General features: G+C 35.0%; 23 protein-coding genes. 19 read left to right on the top strand and 4 right to left on the bottom strand.

All coding sequences use genetic code 11. The features are described 5' to 3' along the window. The first annotated feature begins 3 nt into the window (after positions 1–3). The 8 genes from rpsK to SMGD1_RS04650 all read left to right on the top strand — a co-directional run bounded on the left by rpsK (position 4) and on the right by SMGD1_RS04650 (position 6,039). Complete coding sequence (rpsK, locus tag SMGD1_RS04685; protein ID WP_008338704.1) at positions 4–396, top strand: 30S ribosomal protein S11; 393 nt, start codon at positions 4–6, stop codon at positions 394–396. Positions 397–407: 11 nt separating this feature from the next. Next, positions 408–1,034 (top strand): 30S ribosomal protein S4, encoded by a 627-nt coding sequence (gene rpsD, locus SMGD1_RS04680; protein ID WP_008339077.1) that lies wholly within the window; start codon positions 408–410, stop codon positions 1,032–1,034. 20 nt (positions 1,035–1,054) lie between these two features. After that, positions 1,055–2,053, top strand: coding sequence for a DNA-directed RNA polymerase subunit alpha (locus tag SMGD1_RS04675; RefSeq protein WP_008338920.1), 999 nt, complete (start codon positions 1,055–1,057; stop codon positions 2,051–2,053). A 14-nt stretch (positions 2,054–2,067) separates the two neighbouring features. Next, a complete protein-coding gene (rplQ, locus tag SMGD1_RS04670) occupies positions 2,068–2,418 on the top strand; it encodes a 50S ribosomal protein L17 (protein ID WP_008339147.1) in 351 nt (116 codons plus the stop codon). Positions 2,419–2,569: 151 nt separating this feature from the next. Next, positions 2,570–3,787, top strand: coding sequence for an aldo/keto reductase (locus SMGD1_RS04665; protein ID WP_008339075.1), 1,218 nt, complete (start codon positions 2,570–2,572; stop codon positions 3,785–3,787). Between the two features lie 83 nt (positions 3,788–3,870). Further along, positions 3,871–4,146 carry a NifU family protein gene (locus SMGD1_RS04660; RefSeq protein WP_008338707.1) on the top strand — a complete coding sequence of 92 codons (276 nt, stop codon included), beginning with the start codon at positions 3,871–3,873 and terminating at the stop codon, positions 4,144–4,146. Between the two features lie 14 nt (positions 4,147–4,160). Then, entirely contained in the window at positions 4,161–4,754 is a 594-nt protein-coding gene (locus SMGD1_RS04655; protein WP_008338731.1) for a hypothetical protein, read from the top strand. Next, positions 4,744–6,039 (top strand): UDP-N-acetylmuramoyl-L-alanyl-D-glutamate--2,6-diaminopimelate ligase, encoded by a 1,296-nt coding sequence (locus SMGD1_RS04650; protein WP_008339083.1) that lies wholly within the window; start codon positions 4,744–4,746, stop codon positions 6,037–6,039. The genes SMGD1_RS04655 and SMGD1_RS04650 overlap by 11 nt, the downstream gene beginning before the upstream one ends. Here the strand turns inward: SMGD1_RS04650 and SMGD1_RS04645 are convergent, their stop codons facing one another. From SMGD1_RS04645 to SMGD1_RS04635, 3 genes are read right to left on the bottom strand one after another with little or no spacing between them, the layout of a single operon-like run. Then, positions 6,040–6,804: a glycerophosphodiester phosphodiesterase gene (locus SMGD1_RS04645; RefSeq protein ID WP_008340767.1), complete on the bottom strand. Its 765-nt coding sequence runs from the start codon at positions 6,802–6,804 to the stop codon at positions 6,040–6,042. After that, positions 6,801–8,027 (bottom strand): 1-acyl-sn-glycerol-3-phosphate acyltransferase, encoded by a 1,227-nt coding sequence (locus tag SMGD1_RS04640; protein ID WP_008338728.1) that lies wholly within the window; start codon positions 8,025–8,027, stop codon positions 6,801–6,803. Before SMGD1_RS04640 ends, SMGD1_RS04645 begins: the two co-directional genes overlap by 4 nt. Before the next feature lie 14 nt (positions 8,028–8,041). After that, positions 8,042–8,587, bottom strand: a complete 546-nt coding sequence (locus tag SMGD1_RS04635) for an outer membrane beta-barrel protein (protein ID WP_008338994.1) — start codon at positions 8,585–8,587, stop codon at positions 8,042–8,044. Between the two features lie 151 nt (positions 8,588–8,738). Between SMGD1_RS04635 and SMGD1_RS04630 the strand changes: the two genes are divergently transcribed. The 8 genes from SMGD1_RS04630 to SMGD1_RS14555 all read left to right on the top strand — a co-directional run bounded on the left by SMGD1_RS04630 (position 8,739) and on the right by SMGD1_RS14555 (position 15,139). Beyond that, the gene (locus SMGD1_RS04630) at positions 8,739–9,113 is read left to right on the top strand and encodes a (2Fe-2S) ferredoxin domain-containing protein (protein ID WP_008338890.1); all 375 of its coding nucleotides are present in this window, start codon (positions 8,739–8,741) and stop codon (positions 9,111–9,113) included. A gap of 9 nt (positions 9,114–9,122) precedes the next feature. After that, positions 9,123–9,488 (top strand): aspartate 1-decarboxylase, encoded by a 366-nt coding sequence (gene panD, locus SMGD1_RS04625; RefSeq protein ID WP_008338953.1) that lies wholly within the window; start codon positions 9,123–9,125, stop codon positions 9,486–9,488. A 2-nt stretch (positions 9,489–9,490) separates the two neighbouring features. Next, complete coding sequence (locus SMGD1_RS04620) at positions 9,491–9,808, top strand: YbaB/EbfC family nucleoid-associated protein (protein WP_008340763.1); 318 nt, start codon at positions 9,491–9,493, stop codon at positions 9,806–9,808. Then, the gene (locus SMGD1_RS04615; RefSeq protein ID WP_008339118.1) at positions 9,809–10,810 is read left to right on the top strand and encodes a DUF7488 domain-containing protein; all 1,002 of its coding nucleotides are present in this window, start codon (positions 9,809–9,811) and stop codon (positions 10,808–10,810) included. It begins immediately after the preceding gene. Between the two features lie 17 nt (positions 10,811–10,827). Continuing rightward, positions 10,828–12,000, top strand: coding sequence for a GGDEF domain-containing protein (locus tag SMGD1_RS04610; RefSeq protein ID WP_008338772.1), 1,173 nt, complete (start codon positions 10,828–10,830; stop codon positions 11,998–12,000). A 41-nt stretch (positions 12,001–12,041) separates the two neighbouring features. Next, entirely contained in the window at positions 12,042–12,890 is an 849-nt protein-coding gene (locus SMGD1_RS04605) for a polyprenyl synthetase family protein (RefSeq protein ID WP_008338922.1), read from the top strand. A 107-nt stretch (positions 12,891–12,997) separates the two neighbouring features. Beyond that, positions 12,998–14,917 (top strand): transketolase, encoded by a 1,920-nt coding sequence (tkt, locus tag SMGD1_RS04600; protein WP_008338761.1) that lies wholly within the window; start codon positions 12,998–13,000, stop codon positions 14,915–14,917. Positions 14,918–14,950: 33 nt separating this feature from the next. Then, positions 14,951–15,139 (top strand): hypothetical protein, encoded by a 189-nt coding sequence (locus SMGD1_RS14555; RefSeq protein ID WP_008339078.1) that lies wholly within the window; start codon positions 14,951–14,953, stop codon positions 15,137–15,139. A gap of 1 nt (position 15,140) precedes the next feature. On the opposite strand, the gene SMGD1_RS04595 is transcribed toward SMGD1_RS14555, so the two are convergent. Continuing rightward, positions 15,141–16,697, bottom strand: a complete 1,557-nt coding sequence (locus tag SMGD1_RS04595; protein ID WP_008338809.1) for a SagB/ThcOx family dehydrogenase — start codon at positions 16,695–16,697, stop codon at positions 15,141–15,143. A gap of 98 nt (positions 16,698–16,795) precedes the next feature. On the opposite strand from SMGD1_RS04595, the gene SMGD1_RS04590 reads away from it, so the two are divergent. The 3 genes from SMGD1_RS04590 to SMGD1_RS04580 all read left to right on the top strand — a co-directional run bounded on the left by SMGD1_RS04590 (position 16,796) and on the right by SMGD1_RS04580 (position 19,413). Beyond that, complete coding sequence (locus tag SMGD1_RS04590) at positions 16,796–18,235, top strand: protein adenylyltransferase SelO (RefSeq protein ID WP_316680470.1); 1,440 nt, start codon at positions 16,796–16,798, stop codon at positions 18,233–18,235. A gap of 1 nt (position 18,236) precedes the next feature. Next, positions 18,237–18,416 (top strand): hypothetical protein, encoded by a 180-nt coding sequence (locus SMGD1_RS04585; protein ID WP_008338955.1) that lies wholly within the window; start codon positions 18,237–18,239, stop codon positions 18,414–18,416. 70 nt (positions 18,417–18,486) lie between these two features. After that, positions 18,487–19,413, top strand: coding sequence for an exopolyphosphatase (locus SMGD1_RS04580; RefSeq protein ID WP_008338992.1), 927 nt, complete (start codon positions 18,487–18,489; stop codon positions 19,411–19,413). The last annotated feature ends 67 nt before the right edge of the window (positions 19,414–19,480 follow it).

Here is a 19,480-nt window from a genome sequence, read left to right as displayed (position 1 = left end):
TAGATGGCAAAAAGAAAAGCTGTTAGAAAAAAAGTAGTAAAGAAAAATATTGCACGTGGTATCTGCCACATTTCTGCATCATTTAACAATACTCTTGTAACTATTACTGATGAAATGGGCAATATGATTGCTTGGAGTTCTGCTGGAAGCTTAGGTTTCAAGGGCTCTAAAAAATCTACTCCATTCGCAGCTCAAGCTGCTGTAGAAGATGCGGTAGCTAAAGCTCAAGTACATGGTATAAAAGAACTTGGTATTAAAGTTCAAGGTCCTGGTTCAGGTCGTGAGACAGCAACTAAAGCTGTAGGTGCTATCGAAGGTATTCGCGTTACATTTATGAAAGATGTTACTGCATTACCACACAACGGTTGTCGCGCACCTAAGCGTCGTAGAGTTTAAGGAGATTACTGATGGCAAGATATAGAGGTCCAGTAGAAAAAATCGAAAGAAGATTCGGTGTAAGCCTTAACTTAAAAGGTGAGCGTCGTTTAGCAGGTAAATCTGCATTAGAAAAAAGACCTTATGGTCCTGGTCAACATGGTCAGCGTCGTAAGAAAGTTTCTGAGTATGGTTTACAACTTAATGAAAAGCAAAAAGCAAAATTCATGTATGGTGTTTCTGAGAAGCAATTCCGTGCACTGTTTGTTGAAGCTAAGCGTCGTGAAGGTAATACAGGTACAAACCTAATTACTCTAATCGAGAGCAGACTTGATAATGTTGTTTATAGAATGGGCTTTGCTTCGACTCGTCGTTTTGCTCGTCAACTTGTTACTCACGGTCACCTACTTGTAGATGGCAAAAAACTAGATATTCCTTCTTACCGTGTAAAACCTGGTCAGAAAATTGAAGTTCGTGAATCAAGCAAGAAAAACAATCAAATCGTTCGTGCTATGGAATTAACTAATCAGACTGGTTTAGCTCCATGGGTTGATATTGATGCTGATAAAGTATTTGGTATCTTTACTCGTTTACCTGAGCGTGAAGAAGTTGTTATTCCTGTTGAAGAGCGTTTAATCGTTGAGCTTTACTCTAAATAATAGTTAATAAAAGGCGTTAGATGAAAAAGATTAAAACTACTCCACTTGCTCCTCAAGAATTTGAGGTAGAACAGATTAGTGAGAATGAAGCTAATATTATGGCATACCCGTTTGAAACAGGTTATGCTATATCTTTAGCTCATCCACTTCGCCGTTTTTTATTAAGTAGTTCAGTTGGTTATGCACCAATTGCTATTAAAATCGAAGGTGCTAAGCATGAGTTTGACTCAGTGCGTGGTATGCTTGAAGATATTTCTGATTTTATTTTAAACCTTAAAGAGATTCGCTTTAAGCTTAAAGATGAAGCTTCAGAAGCAAAGATTAGCTATAGCTTCGCTGGGCCATGTACTATTAAAGGTGCAGACCTTAACAGTGATGAAGTTGAAGTGGTAACGCCAGACGCTCCACTTGCAACTCTTAACGAAGACTCAACTCTTAACTTTGTAATTAAAATTGCACAAGGTATCGGTTATGTTCCAAGTGAAGATACTCATGATGAACTAGAAGATGGATATATAGCATTAGATGCTTACTTTACTCCTGTTCGTAGTGCAACATACAAAATTGAGAATGTTCTTGTAGAAGACAATCCTAACTTTGAAAGAGTAATTTTAAATATTAGAACTGATGGACAAATTTCTCCGTTAGACGCATTTAAAAACTCTCTAGAAGTTATGTATGCTCAATTAGCTGTATTTAACTCAGAGATCAGTATTAAAGCTGCAACAACAATGGAACGTGTTGAAGAAAACCCTGATCTTAAAAAATTAGTAACTCATATTGATAGTTTAGGTTTAAGTGCAAGAAGTTTTAACTGTCTTGATCGCTCAAGCATTAAACTGGTAGGTGAAATAGCATTAATGAGTCAAAATGACCTTAAAAATGTTAAAAACCTAGGTAAAAAGTCATATGATGAAATCGTAGATAAACTACTTGAATTTGGTTTTGCTGTTGGTGCAGACCTTGCAGATGATGTAGTAAGTGCGTTAAAAAAGAAAATAGAAGCCGCACAGGCTTAATAGAGGAATTATAGATGAGACATCGTCATGGATACCGTAAACTAGGTCGTACAAGTGCACACCGTGCTGCTTTACTTAAGAACCTTAGTATTTCGTTAATTGAACATGGTAAAATTGAAACTACTGTTATTAAAGCTAAAGAGCTTCGTTCTTATGTTGAAAAACTTATCACAATAGCTGGTAAGAATGATTCTAATGCTCATAGAACAGTATTCGCGGCGCTTCAAAGTAAAGAAGCAACTAAAACTTTAGTAAACGAAATAGCTCCTAAGTACGTTGATCGTGCTGGTGGATATACTAGAATTATTAGAACTCGTATTCGTCGTGGTGACGCTACTACTATGGCATTTATTGAATTAGTATAATAACTATATTCAATAAGGAAAGGGAACACAACCTCCTTTTCCTACGCTAACGCTGAGTTTTATTCGGCATAACGCCCACGCACAACTTACTGTGCTTTTTTCAAAATAAAACTTCCCAATTCTAAAATACTTTAACAAAAAGTGAGACATTATGAGTAATTTCGCATTTGGAACTTATAGAATAAGTGATTATAATCCACAGCATATAGAAGCATTAAAAGAAGCAATCGATTCAGGTTTAACGATGATAGACACATCCTCTAACTACATGGATGGAGGTGCTGAGAGAGCTATTGCACTTGCATTTAGAGAGTTTAATGAAGATGTTAAATTAAATGTAGAAGTAATTAGTAAGTTTGGATATATTCAAGGTGCTAATTTGGAGAGACATAAAGATGAACCTTTTGAAGAAGTTGTTGAGTTTACTAAAGATTGTTTTCACTCTATCTCAAAATCATTCATACATGATCAATTAACCCAATCACTTAGACGTTTGGAGATGAATAAACTTGATTGCTATTTGATACATAATCCAGAGTACTACCTTCTTGACGCAATCAATAAAAATGTAGAAAAAGACGATAGACTTGATGAGATGTACAGAAGACTATATAGTGCTTTTGCTGCTCTTGAAGAAGAGGTTAAAAATGGAAGAATTTCTTCTTATGGAATAAGTTCAAATAGTTTTTCAAAAAACCATAATTCTGATGAGTTTTTACCGTATGAAGATCTTATAACAATTGCAGATAGAGCATCTGAAGAGGTAGGAAATGATTCTCATAATTTTACAACTATTGAACTGCCGATTAATATTCTTGAGAGAGAAGGTTTAAAATGTGCTTCTTGGGCAAAAGAGAATGGACTAAGAGTTTTAGTAAATAGGCCTTTAAATGCTGAGTATGAGAAATCAATGTATAGATTAGCTGATTATGAAGAATCAAATGAGTATTACCATCACCTAAATGAGTTGCTTGATGTATGCGACAACGAGTTGCTTCAACCTCTTTACAATCTTCTAGAAGAGTTAGATGCTTCAAAACACAAGTTTGGCTGGATTGGTGATTATGACTCGTTTTTTTATGCTCAAATAATTCCACATATCAGAGTTTCTCTTGAAGCCATAGATGATAAAAACAGAGAAGTAATGCTGAACTTTATTGATTTGTTTTTTATAGAGTATAGAAAGATGGTTTTGCATGAATGCTCAAAAAAAACAAGAATTGAATTAAAAGATTTTTTTAAAGAGTGTGATACATCTTTACAAGAATGCGCATTAAGATTTTTAATGCAAAGAGATAGTATAGATTACATCCTTGTTGGAATGAGAAAACCAAGCTATGTGCATGAAGTTTTAGCCTTAAAAGACTAAAAGTAGCAAGGTAATTTAATTTTTTATGACTTGTTAAGCGATATTGTCATATTTTATGTATATAGAATATTAAAGGATAATAGATGATTCCATTTACTGACGAAGAGTTAATGAATCCAGTGCAGGTAGCGATAAATAAAATTCGTCCTTCATTAGCATTAGACGGTGGAGATATAGACTTTATAACTGTAAAAAATGGAAATGTTTATGTTCAGTTAAAAGGTGCATGTATAGGGTGTGCAAGTAGTGGTAGTACACTAAAATATGGTGTGGAGAGACAACTAAGAATGGATATACATCCGGAGCTTACAGTTGTAAATGTACCGGTAGGTATGGAAAACGATATAGATAATCTTTAAAACAAGTGAAAAAAATGAACGGCATTAGCAAACATAAAACATTAACACAAGCTAAAGAGTGCTTTAGTAAGTCAGACTATAAAAATGCATTGGAGAAATTTGCAGTAGTTTTGCAGGATTTTCCTAACTCAAAAGAGGCGTATAATGGTGTGATTTTATCTGAGATGGCTTTGAGTGGTGAGGGTGGTGCTGAGGCTCTTTTTGATTATTATGAAATATTAAAAGATGAAGATAAAGAATCAGCTGATAATATTATGAGTGATATATTACAAACTATGGATGGTACGGTAGAGAAGCTAAGTGAAGTTTTTTCAGAGCCTATACGTGAGAGACTAGAATTTGAAGACGGGATACTTTATCAAGATTTTAAAGCCATTCTAGACAAGGGTGCAGGTTTTAAAGAAACTTTTGAGAATATTATGTTTTCTACTCGCGTAATTATTACTCAAAAAGAAGATTTTATAGATTTTTTAGAAAACCTAATTGAACACGGTTTTGCAGAGATGGCACTAACTTACTTGGAAAATGCACTTAGTGTTTATCCTAGTGATGTGTTACTGAGAAAACTACTTAAAAAGTTGGCAAAGAGTAAAAAAAGTGAAAATTGAATTACCAAACCAAGAGTATAAATACGTAAGTGAAAACTCATCAGAGTGTGGTGCAGACACAGCTTTTGTCCTAAGTGCTCAAAATAAGAAATATCTTCAAGATGCCAAGGATAATGGTGCTCATTCAATAATTAATATTAAAGATATAGCAGAGTTATTTGGTATTGATAAAATCAAGATAGTTGGGATTACTGGAACTAATGGTAAGACTACAACAGCCAGTGCTATATACTCTTTTTTACTTGATTTAGGCTACAAAACTGCGATGCAGGGAACTCGTGGCTTTTTTATGAATGATGAAGTAATTGAAGGCAAATCTTTAACTACTCCAAGTGTATTAAATACTTACAAGCATATATATCAAGCTGTTGAATCTGGATGTGAATTTTTTATTATGGAAGTAAGCTCTCATGCTATCGCTCAAGAACGTATAGAGGGTTTAAAGTTTGAGCTTAAAATACTAACAAATATTACACAAGATCATCTAGATTACCATAAAACTATAGGTGAATACATAGCAGTAAAAAATAGTTTTTTTCAAGATGAAGGCAAAAAGCTTATAAATAAAGATGAGCCAAGATCTGCTTTTAATATTAAAAACACTTTTACATATGGCATAGAAAATCCTGCCTCATATAAGCTAATGGCATACTCACTTAACAATGCATCTAGTGGTATAATTCAGCATTTTAAAGAAGTAGTGCCATTTACATCCTCTCTTCATGGCTTTTTCAATCTTTACAACTTAATGGCAGCAATCGGTGCAGTAGATCTTTTAGTTGATGAAAAATTAGAGAAGATAGTTGAAGTAGTAGATAACTTTGCAGGTGTAAGTGGTCGAATGGAACAAGTCTGTGAGCTTCCAAATGTTATAGTAGATTTTGCACATACTCCAGATGGTATGCAACAAGTCTTAAATGCTCTAAAAGAAAAAGAACTTTTAGTCGTCTTTGGAGCCGGTGGAGATAGAGATAAGCAAAAACGTCCTCTTATGGGCAGAGTTGCCGCTAGTCTTGCAAAGAAAGTATACATTACAAGTGACAACCCGAGAAATGAAGATCCACAAGCGATTGTAGATGATATCTTAGAAGGTATTGAAGATAGGAGCATCGTAAGTGTTGAGCTTAATAGAAAAAAAGCAATAGAGATGGCACTTGATGATCAGGGTGAGGGAGAAGTAGTTGTTATTCTTGGTAAAGGTGACGAAGCTTTTCAGATAATATATGACAAACAATTCCCTTTTGATGATAGAGAAGTTGTTAGAGAACTTTTAAATATTAAATAACTATTCTAGATAATCACTAAATACCCCATTAACTCCCATATCAAATAACTGTTGACGCCTAATTGGATCGTTGACAGTATATATATTTACATAAAACCCAGTGCTTTTCAAATTTCCAACTGTAATTTCATCTGCAAGTTTATCACTGCAGTGGTAAGCATCTACTCTTAGTGATTTTAGATAGTTGATAAGATTTTTCGGATGTTTTTTTTCAACTAAAACTGCCGTTGGAATATCAGGTTGTATCTCTTTAGAAAGTAGAAGATACTGGTGTCTAAATGAAGATATAAGAACATGATCTTTTATTTTTGACTCAGCTATCTCTTGAAGTACTAAAGAAATAACTTCTTTATCCTCAAAGGAATTATGAATATCTTTAATCTCTATATTTATAAAAAGATGATTTTCTTTTATAAACTCTAGTGCTATTTTAAGAGTAAGTAGTGGTTCAGGTTTAATCTCATCACTATAAAACCAACTTCCATAATCAAGTGTAGACAACTCTTCATAACTGAAATCAGAAACTTTGTATGGCTCACGTGATTTGTAAGCATCCAACTCTTTAATATTGGTAGTTCTCTCCAGTGTGTCATCATGCATTACAACTAAAATTTTATCACTGCTTAGTTGTACATCTATCTCTATAAAATCGCAATGACCAATACTTTTTTCAAGTGCACAGAGAGTATTTTCAGGATACAGAGCACGGGAACCTCTATGAGCTCCAATAAGACAAGGTCGTTTAAAGAGCTCTAGGAAACTCACATCTGTTCCTCAATAGTACTTTTTACAAGATTTGTCAACTCACTATAAGTCATGTTTTTCGGATAAATAGGTTTAAGGTATGTCAGTTTTATTTTTCTAGGTCTTGGAAATATTTTTCCGCTTGGAAGTGCTTCAAAACTTCCATCTATTATTACTGGAACAATCGGTACATTATGTGTTTTTGAGAGCATCGCAAAGAATGGTCTAAACTCCAGTAGTTTTCTATCCCTAGTTCTAGCACCTTCCGGAAATATAACCAGATTCTTTTTTTTCTTTAAAGGCAGTGAAGCGTGTTGCATAGTTTCTTTGAGATTTATATTGGCATCTATTAAAATGGACTGCCCGTGTTTAGCTATAGGATTAAAGAAGATAGTACCAAATACCTGTTTGAAGGCAAGAAAAAATGTATTTTTTAATATTTTATAAGGAAGAGTGGCTTCTATTAAAAAACCATCTAGCATACTCTGATGTGTAGGAGCAATGATGCATGAAGATGAGGGAATATTTTTTACTCCATTTACTTCAAGACGAAAAAAGAGTTTAAAAAATGGCAATAAAAGTGTTTTGTATGTAAACATAATAAATGGAGAAAATATCAGTTCTCCCTCATGCTCTTCATTTAATATCTCATCCCACTCTATTTTAGTAGGATTAATATATTCTTTATGCTCTTTTATATATTTGTATAAATCATTCATAATCATTAAAGCGGAGAAGGTTTTTTCGTCAATCTTAACACCATAGCTATGTTCAATAAATACAAATAGTTCTACATAATCAAGTGAGTCAAGTTTGAGGTCAAGTTCAAGATGTGAAGATGGAAGTATTACTGCATGACTCATCGAAGATAGATGTGATTTTATTGTTTGATAGAGATTATCTGCTGGCTCATCTTCAGATGCTGATGCAGTTTGAGTTGTTTTATCATTAGAAATTATTTCTTCTAATCTTATAGTGTCAAATTCGCCAGATGCTGTTCTTGGTAGAGGAAGAGTAGAGATTATATACCCACGAACTTTTCTAGATTCTTCTACTTCCATGTTGTAGAGTTCTACCCCGTACCAACGGATTTCACTCTCTATGTTTATAATATATGCAGATTTTAGTGTTTGAAAATTAGGATAGATAGTCGCAAATGGGCGTCCATTATGTAGAGTAACAACAATTTCTTGTACATATGGACAAAGAAGTAAAATTTTTTCTTCGATGGTGTGCAAATTCATTTGCTCTCTCTTTTTTAAAATCTTACGTTAAATCCTGCATAAGCGCCATTCATGTGAGAATTAACTTCATCACTTGTAGCTGTTAGTTTTTCATAAGATACATATTTATAATCATACCCAACTTCGATATCAAAATGCTCATTGATAGGAATAAAAAAGCCAAGACCAACATTAAACGTACCATAGTTTAGAGAATTTTTAGAAGCGTGATTTATATCAAAGTAACCTGCTCCAAATCCAGCTTTAAAGTATGGGTTAATTAAGATATCCCAGTCAAATGCCTTAACAAGTTCAACATTCATTCCGAATTTATCGCTATCTTTTCCTGTTGTTGAAAAAATATTAGCGTCGTTTTTAAGATAATCAAATGAGAACTCTATAGCGTATGCCTCTCTTATCCCGTAACCTATCTTTATCTTTCCAATCTCTGCTGCATTTGTTGTACTAGCGGCATCAGAAAAGGTTTCGTGCATGTAACCACCACCTATACCCATGTAGACTTTTGCCTCAGATGAGTAAAGAGATGTAATTAGTAGAGAAAATAGTATAATCTTTTTCAAATTATTGACCTTGTTATTGTTTGAATTTATTGTGTGAATTATAGCTAAAAAGTTGCTATTTAGCTTAAAAAAACAAACTTGTTTTTGCGTATGAGATTTTATATGTATATTTTAGTTATAATTCCAATAAAAATTCCAAAGGATAAGATTTATGGGAATCCCTCAACCGGCATTTTATATCTTTAAATGTGAGCAATCAGCTCCTCCAGGTATGCCAAAACCATCATGTGTTACACCACAAACTCAAGATTTATTTCAATATCTTGCTACTAAACTAATGCAAGAAGGAATTATGGGAACTGTTCAGCCTATTCGTACTTCTTGTATGAACCGTTGTTCTTCAGGTCCAATTATGTTAGTTGAGCCAGGACATACTATGTATGCAGGATTAACTAAAGAAAAAATTGATAAAATAATATCAGAGCATATTATTGGTGGAAACGTTGTTTCTGAATATGTAATCAATTCTGAGCAGTGGGATGATCCAATAAGTCCTGCTGAGATGAAAAAACAGATGGGAATGTAGGAAAAGTAGATGACTATAGATATGTTATACAGCAAGATTCATCGCGCAACTGTAACTGATGCCAACTTAAACTATGTTGGTTCGATTACGATAGATGAAGAGTTGATGGAAGCTGCAAAGATGAGAGTCGGACAAAAAGTTGAAATACTAAATGTAAACAACGGTGAAAGATTTTCAACTTATATTATCTTAGGCGAAAGAGGCAAAAGAGACATTTGTTTAAATGGAGCTGCTGCTAGAAAAGTTCACAAAGGTGATAAAATCATTATTGTTGCATATGCAACTTATGATGAAAAAGACTTAGAGACTTACCAGCCAAAAGTTGTTATTTTAGATGATAACAACAATATAGATTATATAGCGGACAGTATTTAGAAATGTTTGGTAATTTAGGCGATATGAGTAAAATGCTCGAAGGTATGCAAGAAAATGCAAATAAACTTCAAGCTGAACTTGAGTCTAAAGTCTTCAATGTAAAGAGTGGCGGTGGAATGGTTGAGATTAGTATGAATGGCAAGGGTGAGGTTATTGATTTAAATATTGATGATTCGCTAATGTCTGATAAAGATTCACTACAAATCATGCTTATCGGTGCTTTAAATGATATAAATAAAATGGTTCAACAAAATCAGCAAAGTAGCGCATTAGGCATGCTTGGTGGGATGGGTGGAATGAACCCTTTTGGATCAAAATAAATGTTTAGGCTATTTTTAGCTCTAAACTTTCTTCTTTTAAATCTTTTTGCCTGCAAAGGCGGCTATGAATCTTGTAAGCTAAAAATAACTGACTCAAAATCTATAAAATATCAAACACTTCAAATACCGGTATTAAAAAATAAAAGATTGCTTTTTTCATCACATCTTCCAAACGCTAAAATAATAAAATATGATCCTTTTCTCTCTCTTTATCTTGTAGAAGATAGAACAAAATTTGAACATCCGTTTAAGATAAATAATCATCTCTCCTTGGGTGTTGCTTCTGTTAATAATAAACGTGCTATCGAGGGTAAGATTGTTAAAGATCAGATTGGCTTAAATAATTTCGCAACTTTTAATGAGCCTCTTGCAACTCCTGCTTTACTTCTAAATAGTTGCTGTGCATTAGAAGGAATAGTTACGCCTCAGGGAATAATCCAAAAAGAATATCTAGAGAGATTTTTAAAGAGTAAATCTGCCCAATATGGAGATATTGGAATAAGAGTTGATGATATAAAAAAATCTATCACCATAACAAGAGTAAATCCGTTTATAAAAGATAACCCATTTCAAGAGGGTGATACTATTGTAGACTTTGCTGGTAAAAAAGTTAAGGATAGCGCTACTTTAATGAGAAAGATTTTGTTTTCAAAAGTTGGCTCCACACATAGTGTTAAAATAAAAAGAGACTCAAAATATTTTACTTTTAAAGTTAAAACTCAAAAAAGATATGGCGGTGGATACATAAGCGATACTTTTTTAGAGCAAAAAGGGATATACTTTAGTAAGAACTTAACTATTTTAAAAATTGCAAATGAATTTGAGGGTTATGGACTTAAAGTCGGTGATAGACTTATGCAGGTAAATGGCGTAAAGGTAAGCATTATTGCCGATATAAGAGAACATATAAGTGACTTTAAATACTTTGCATCTCTTTTGTTTGAAAGAGAGCATTTTCAATTTTTTGTAAATATCAAGGGTAAAGTAAAAAGTAATAAGTAAGTTGAGAAGGGGAAGTTTTGTTAGCAATTGCTAAAAGATGTTTAGAAGCTTGTGTTAATATAGGATCCCTGCCGACTGATAGTGAAACAAAGCGTCTTAAAAAAGCTTCATTAACTATGGTCCCTCTTATTATTGGCCCTGCTGCCTTAGTTTGGGGACTTTTATACCTATATTTAGATCATTATCTATCTGCTTCTATTCCACTTTCTTATAGTCTTATATCTCTATTCAACCTTTGGCATCTGAATAAAACAAAAGACATAGTCTTTTTACAAAAAACACAGATGATACTTGTACTTCTTTTACCATTTTTTCTTATGTGGTCTCTTGGTGGTTTTGCTCTTGGGAGCTTTGTTATGATATGGGCTTTTTTTGCCCCAATAGCTGCCCTTACTTATGAAGATAGTGATAAAGCACTCTCTTGGTTTCATGCCTTTATGTCTCTTGTTGTTATTTCTACACTCATTGATCAAACACTTATCGAAAACCATACAACTTTCATGCCTCAAATTGCAGTAGAGTTGTTTTTTCTTCTGAATATATCAGTTGGACTATCTGGAATTTATTATTTGATCAAATATTTCATTGATCAAAAAGAGAAAAATGCTAACACTAAGCTAGAAGCAGAACATGAAAAACTTTTAGAGACCAGTGCCCAACTAGAAAAAGCAAACGAAAAACTAAAATATCGTGCTCATCACGATGAGCTAACAGATATACCAAACAGATATCTTCTAAAAGAAGAACTTGCAAGAATTACTGCTTATGCTATTCGCCATAAACACTCAGTTGCTTTGCTGTTTATAGATCTCGATGGTTTTAAAGCAGTCAATGATAATTATGGACATGCAAAAGGTGATGAAGTCTTACAAACTGTTGCAAGTAGAATAAAGTCTTTACTCCGTAAAGAGGATATTATTGCAAGAATAGGCGGTGATGAATTTGCTGTTGCCATAGGAACTTTAAGCGATTTAGTATATGTTGAGAAGGTTGCTAAACGAATTATTAAGGAGATAAGCAAAGACTATGAAGGTCTGCCAGCATCTTCAGTTGGAGCAAGTATCGGCATAAGTATTTTTCCTGAGCACGCTACAAATATTGATTCATTATTTAACTATGCAGATAAAGCTATGTACAGTATTAAAAAGTCTTCAAAAAATGATTTTATGATTTACAGTGAAAGTGCATAGAAATTAATAGTCATTTAACAAGAGTACATATATAATTTCACATGCAAAATTTTGAGACATTTTTATTAGAGAATTTACCAACATCAAAGAGTATTCACCCTACTTATGAGAAAGCATTGCAGCAGATGCTGATAGCCGGTGGGAAAAGGTTTAGACCAGCTCTTCTGCTTGGTGTTGTCGCTGCATACAACTCTCTTATGTTAGACGGTGCTAGACATGCTGCTTACGCAGTTGAACTACTACACACGTACTCACTAATTCATGATGATTTACCTGCTATGGATGACTCTCCTCTTCGTAGGGGAGAGCCTACACTGCATGTACTTTATGATGAAGTAACAGCAATACTTGTTGGAGATGCTCTCAATACTTACTCTTTTGAAGTTTTAAGTAATGCACCTTTTTCAGACTATACAAGAGTAAAACTCATCCAAGAGTTGGCAAAAAATGGTGGATTAAACGGAATGGTATTAGGTCAAGCGATTGACTGTTATTTTGAAAACAAACCACTTAATGTTGCTGATATAAAAATTTTACACACAAACAAAACTGCAAAACTAATAGCAGCTTCACTGAAAATGGGAGCTATTATAGTTGGACAAGAGGAACTGGGTGACAAACTTTATGCTTTTGGTATAAAGCTTGGACTTCTATTTCAGATTCAAGATGACATACTTGATGTTACTCAAAGTTCAGAAGAAGCTGGAAAGCTTACAAATAATGATGAAGATAAAAATAGCTTCGTAACTATTTTAGGATTAGATGTTGCGATGAGTGAAGCAAATGCGTTAGCAGATGAGCTTACTCATGAGTTAAACAGTTTTGATGAGAACCTGAAAAATGAACTTTCACCACTACTTACAAAATATATAAATAGACATAAAAACTAAACTTTAGTCACCACAGCGGTGCAAGCGGAGTAAAGGGACTTGTTCCTTTGCGGGACTAATAAATGAAGGTTCCCTTCATTTTATGGAATAAAATTAAGGAAGTAATAATGAGTAATGTAATACGTCAAAAAATGGCAGATTCGATAAGATTTTTAGCAGCAGATATGGTTCAAGCAGCAAACTCAGGTCACCCTGGTGCACCAATGGGTCTTGCAGATATAGCTGTAGTCCTTAGTGAGCACATGAACCACAACCCAAAAAATCCAGAGTGGTTAAACCGTGACAGATTAGTTTTCTCTGGCGGTCATGCAACTGGTCTTATTTACTCTCTTTACTACCTTTGGGGATACGGTTTAGAAGTAGAAGATTTAAAAAACTTCCGTCAACTTGATTCTAAAACTCCTGGGCATCCAGAATACGGACATACGGCAGGTATTGAGATTACTACTGGTCCACTAGGTCAGGGTATTGCTAATGCTGTTGGTTTTTCTATGGCTTCAAAATTTGTTGGTTCTCAAGTTAACTCTGAGACTGCAGAGCTGATTGACCATAACGTTTACTGTCTATGTGGTGATGGCGATTTAGAAGAGGGTATCTCTTATGAGGCTTGTTCAATTGCTGGACACAACAAACTGGATAATCTTATTCTTATCTATGATTCAAATCGTATTACTATCGAGGGTTCAACTGACTTGAGTATATCAGAAGATATCCGTGGTCGTTTCGAGTCTCAGGGTTGGGATGTTTTAGAGTGTGACGGTCATAACTTTGATGAAATAGACGCTTCTATCACTACTGCAAAATCAAATACTAAACCAACTATCATTATTGCTAACACTATCATTGCTAAGGGTGCTGGTAAGTTAGAAGGTTCTCACCATTCTCACGGTGCGCCTCTTGGAGATGATGTTATTGCTCAAGCTAAAACTGATGCAGGATTCGATCCAGAGAAAAAGTTCTTTGTTGATGAAGATGTAATGGCTCGTTTTAGATGTGCTATTGAAGATGGTGACTTGGTAGAGCGTGAATGGATTCACAGACAAAAGACTCTTCCGTTAATGGAGCAAAATGAAGCTTTAGCAGCACTCCAAAACCCTGATTTCTCTCGTATCCAGTGGCCAACTTTTGATAAAGCAGATGCCACTCGTAGTACTAACGGTAAAATTATGAACGTTATCGCTCGAGGGATTCCTAGTTTCTTAGGTGGTTCAGCTGATCTTAGTCCATCAAACAAGACTAATTTAAACGACATGGGTGTTTATCCAAAAGGTAGAAATATCTACTTCGGTATTCGTGAACATGCAATGGCATCTATCGTAAATGCAATGGCTCTTTATGGTCCACTTCTACCTTTCTCGGCTACATTCTTTGTATTTTCAGACTATCTAAAACCTGCTGCTCGTATCGCAGCACTTACCGGTATCCAGCAGTTCTTTATCTGGACTCACGATAGTATTGGTGTGGGTGAAGATGGTCCGACTCACCAACCCATTGAGCATCTTTCTCAGTTCCGAGCACTTCCAAACTTCTACGTTTGGAGACCGGCTGATGGTGCTGAAAATGTTGAGGCATGGAAAGTAGCTCTGCAGATGAGTAAATCTCCATCTGCATTTGTATGTTCTCGTCAAAACCTTTCAGTTCTTCCAACTCCGGCAGTTGGTGAGATATCTAAGGGTGGTTACTTATTATCGGCTGATGAAAATGCTGTGATTACTCTTATGGCTTCTGGAAGTGAAGTAGAACTTGCTCTTAAAGTTAAAGAGACACTAAATAGCATGGATGTTCCAGTGAATGTTGTATCTGTTCCTTGTTATGACCTTTTCATAGAACAAGACGCTTCTTATATCTCTTCTATCATTAAAGAGGGAACAAAAACTGTAGCTATTGAAGCGGCTCGTGGCTTAGAGTGGTACAGATTTGCTGATACAGTTATCGGCATGGACACTTTTGGTGCATCTGCTCCTGCCGAACTATTGTTTGAGAAATTTGGTTTCTCTGTAGATTCAATTTTAGAGAAAATAAAATAATTATAATCGTCTATACTTCATAAACTATATGGTATGGACGCTAATCTTATAAATAGAGAGAGAGTCATTACATTGAAAATTTTAATAATTGTAATATTGATGGATCTGTTTATTTTTACTATATCATTAATCTTTGTTGATAATGAACGTCAGATATTAGAGCAACAAAACCAAGAATATCATATGGATAGATACGGATATTCTTGGAAAGTTCATGAGTAGTTTAACTCTCATACGCCGGTCGAGTCGCAATACGGCTATCCACATAACCACGTCCTACAGTAAAGTGGTACAAAATCTGATAACGATTATTTGTAAGTCCAAGCAGACCATGCATATCATCATCTAAGAAACATCCTATTCCTGTTCCAGAGAGTCCCATAGAAGTGGCTTCTAAATATAGTTGCTGACCGATAGCTCCACACTCCCAGTAAAGTTCTTTATATCTATGTGCTCCATACATTTGAAGCTGATCAGTGAAGTTACACAACATTCCAAGACTAAATGCTCCATCACTTGCTATGTCTTGAGAACAGCTTATGGCTTTTGAGGTTGCACAAAGGTCTCTTGTCTGAAGCAGGTAGAGATGCTCAAACTCTGTATGACTCCAACGAAACTTGGCGTCCATCTCTTTTTCCAAGTCATCCCTATCTCTAAAGTTTCGCACTAAAATATATAGACCAGATTGATAACCCTCAACCTGATGAATAAAGATAGCTAAATGGGCAGAATTTTCTTTTGCATCTTGAGAATCTAAAATACTAGAGAGCATATTATGAAACTGCTCTTTTGTAATTGTAGAAATATCTTTTTGCATTACATGAACACTTCGTCTGTTTAGAACTACGTCTTTTGACTCTCTACTTGGAGTTCTTGTTATCTCACTTCTTAGAGTTGTTGGCTGAGGGATTTGTGCATCTGATGTTGCTTCTTCTATTGCGGGGATTATATCCCACTTTTGCATGGATGGACTTAGTTTGTTTGCTATGCCTTCAAACTTTAGTGGAACACTATCTACTAATGCATCTAATGATAGTTTAGGGTTTACATCTTTGGGTGAGATAACAAAAAGCATATCTGGATTTTCATCTTCAAAGAATCTTGTTTTTTGAGTCAGTCCTAAAAGAGTAGAGATGTCAGCATCGCTTACGCTGTCTAGTCTATTCACTTTCCATCCAAGCATCTTAGCAGATACTATAAAAGCCTGCCATGCATGTCCTGCATCTAGCTGCGTATAGCGAAATGCACGCTCTCCATACTTCCAAACTTCACGCCATGAGATGCTAGATAGTCCTACTATGAAACTTCCCTCTGGCAGTTTTTTCCAGAATGATGTCTCAAAACTTGCAAGTTCTTCTAGTGCATGATCTTTTGGTCTGTAGTGATAGATGCTACTTTTACCAACTTGCTCTTGCATAAGAGGAGGAAGCACAAGATAAGTCTCAGTCGGATGTAGGTTTCCACTAGAAGCATTACATCTTACTGCCCATGAACCTCCATCAGATTCTTTGTAAGCAGCTAGACCCATAGAGAACTGCAAAAGCTGAGAGATAGACTCTTTTACAACTGGGGCTGATGGTAGCTCTGCATCTAGCAGATGATATGGTGGAGTTGAGTTTTGTATTGCTAAAGGTAGTTTTATAGTTTTAGCTCCGTTGTAAACTCTAAATGGGTCGGGTTGCGTATTCCAGTCCATGTAGCCAAGCGAGCGAGCATATTTATGTTGAGCATGTTTTGTAGTTTTGTGGTACTCATATACCATCTGTAGTGATTTATTCATGCAAGTAGTTTAATAAACTATTCTTAAATCGTACTACAGAAAAAAGTTTGTTTTTTTTATATAGGTTTTTTTAATAAGGCTAATGTTAAAACATGATTATGAAACTATCACAATTAAAACTTACTACTCCATATAGAGAACTTGATCCTATATTTTTTGATGAAGTAGAACCGACACCACTTAAAGATCCTTTCCTTATCTCTGTATCTAAGGATGCTGCAAAACTCTTAGGAGTAGATGAGGATATAACTAAAGATGAAAATCTAGTAGGTATACTAAATGGCACTTACTCCCTTGAAGGCTCAGATACATTTGCCATGTGTTATGCAGGTCATCAATTTGGGCATTTTGTTTATAGACTTGGAGATGGACGTGCTATAAATCTAGGTAAGGTAAATGGTCAAAACCTGCAACTTAAAGGTTCCGGTCTTACTCTATACTCCCGTATGGGTGATGGAAGGGCAGTTTTACGCTCATCAATTCGTGAGTATCTCATGTCTGAAGCGATGCATGGTCTTGGCATCGAGACTTCACGAGCACTCGCTCTTATTGGAAGTGATTCCGATGTAACAAGACAGGAGAGAGAAAAAGGTGCAATAGTTCTTCGTCTTTCTCCTACTTGGGTTCGTTTTGGTACATTTGAGTACTTTAACTTTAGAGGTGAGCATGCAAGGGTTCAAAAACTTGCAGACTATGTCATAGATGAATCATTCGAGCATCTAAAAGATGTAGAGGGAATGTACGTGAAGATGTATGAAGAGATAGTTCGAAATACAGCCATAACTATTGCCAGATGGCAGAGTGTAGGTTTTAACCATGGAGTTATGAACACTGACAATATGTCCATAGATGGAAGAACGATAGACTACGGACCTTTTGCATTTTTGGATGATTATGAGTCTGGATATATTTGTAATCATACAGATGTAGATGGTCGCTACAGTTTTAAAAACCAACCCGGCATCGCTCACTGGAACCTGCATAAACTTGCAGTGGCACTATCATCGATAGTAAATCATGACAGAGCTTTAGAGATCTTAGATAAGACCTTTGGTACTAGCTATGAAGAAGAGTATCTAAGCATCATGTATAAAAAGATGGGACTCTATGAGAGAGATGAAAAAGATATAGAACTCTTTAAGTGGATGCTGGGTTCTTTAGAGAGTGCGACTATAGACTATACGAAGTTTTTTAGAACACTCTCTGCTTATGATGGAGATAAAAAAAATATCTTAGATATGGCAGTGTTTCAGACACCACTTAGTGAATGGCTAGATGCTTATGATGAGAGACTAAAAAAAGAGACCCTGTCTAATGAAAAGAGACATACTCAGATGCTAAAAACTAATCCAAAATACATCTTGAAAAATCATATCTTACAAGAAGCTATAGAAAAAGCACAACAGGGAGAGTACTCGATGATTGATGAATTACTCATAGTTGCTCACAGTCCATTTGAAGAGCATCTAGAGTTGGAGCATCTGGCTAAAGCAACACCTTTAAAGTCAAAAAACATCAAGCTAAGTTGTTCTTCTTAATATGAAAACAGAATATAAAACAATAGAGAGCTTGGTAAGTTTAAATGAAAAGCTTGTAGAAATAGAGCTGATGGTAACACCAGAAGAGTTAAAAACATTTGCAACTTATTGTATAAAAAACGATATCAAGTTTAATGACTGGATTCGTAAACTTGCGTATGATGATTTGTCAAAAATATAAAGCTTATTCAGATGAACTTTAATAACATTGATATATAATCAAGGCAATTATAAATTAGAAGGTAATAACTATGAGTAAAAAGTTTCGTTTAGTCACTAGAAGTGATATGGATGGTCTTGTTTGTGCTGTAATTTTAAAACAGTTAGAGTTGATAGATGATATTAAGTTTGTGCATCCAAAAGATATGCAAGACGGTACGATAGTTATTACTGAGAATGATATCATCACAAATCTGCCTTATGTTCCACAAGCTCACTTAGTTTTTGATCACCATGAGAGTGAAACTGTTCGTAATGAAAAAGCTGACAATCACATAATTATCGCAGATGCTCCATCTGCTGCTCGTGTTGTCTATGATCACTATGTTAAAGACAACGACCTCTCTATGATTCGTGAAGACATGATGGTTGCAGTTGATAAAGCAGATTCGGCTCAGTTCTCAAAAGAAGATATTTTAAATCCTAAAGGCTGGGATCTACTCAGCTTCTTGATGGATTCACGTACAGGTCTTGGAAGATTTAGAGATTTTAGAATCTCAAACTATGATCTTATGATGGATCTTATTGACTACTGTCATGACCACGGAATAGAAGATATTATGACTCTTCCTGATGTAAAAGAGAGAGTTGATCTATTTAACAAATATGCAGGCGAGTTTAAAGATCAGTTAGAGAGATGTTCTACTGTTCATGATAACTTGATTGTTCTTGATTTAAGAGATGAAGAGATCATCTACCCGGGTAATCGTTTTATGATATATGCAATGTTCCCTGAGATAAATATTTCTATACATGTACTTTGGGGATTCCTAAAACAAAACACAGTTTTTGCAACAGGTAAATCAATCATCGATAGAGGTTCAAAAACTAATGTTGGCGAGCTAATGTATAAATATGGCGGTGGTGGTCACGGTGCTGCTGGTACTTGTCAGATAGACAATGATAAATGTGAAGATGTTTTAAAAGAACTTATCACTTCTATTACAAACGATGGCTAACTAGAGAACTTTTCTCTAGTTGCCAAAACTATTTATACAGATATTTTCAAGTTTAGTTAATTATTAC

Origin of the sequence: Sulfurimonas gotlandica GD1 (genome assembly GCF_000242915.1) — a bacterium.
GTDB classification, from domain to species: domain Bacteria; phylum Campylobacterota; class Campylobacteria; order Campylobacterales; family Sulfurimonadaceae; genus Sulfurimonas; species Sulfurimonas gotlandica.
Note: the sequence above shows the minus strand (reverse complement) of the source record. Positions and strands in the feature narration are given on the sequence as shown.